We start from the raw sequence: 248 nt of genomic DNA on the forward strand, positions 1-248 counted from the left end.
TTCCATAATCTGATTAAACCTTAGACATTGCCCTGTTCACACGGAGCTTCTCCAGTCATAAGAGTCAACAACTTTCGTTCCTTTTGCCTCCATCGTTCATCTTTCTTCAGTTCTTGTCGATGGGGTTCAAGGGCGTTGGCCTGATCAAAGAATAATTCCGACGTATGTTTGAACTCTTTCTCTTTTGTCTCTTCGATACCCAGCGCTTGCAGATTGGATTGCGGCCAGGCGGATAAAAGGCGAAAGCA

At 45.2% G+C, this 248-nt stretch carries 1 protein-coding gene; it reads right to left on the bottom strand.

Annotation, left to right across the window (positions count from 1 at the left end; genetic code table 11):
• Positions 1-20 precede the first annotated feature (20 nt).
• Positions 21-248, bottom strand: a 228-nt coding sequence (locus E1189_RS22915) for a hypothetical protein (protein ID WP_196220999.1), incomplete at its 5' end; no start/stop codon positions are given.

This window comes from Parendozoicomonas verongulae (genome assembly GCF_009711465.1).
Classification (GTDB): Bacteria; Pseudomonadota; Gammaproteobacteria; order Pseudomonadales; family Endozoicomonadaceae; genus Sansalvadorimonas; species Sansalvadorimonas verongulae.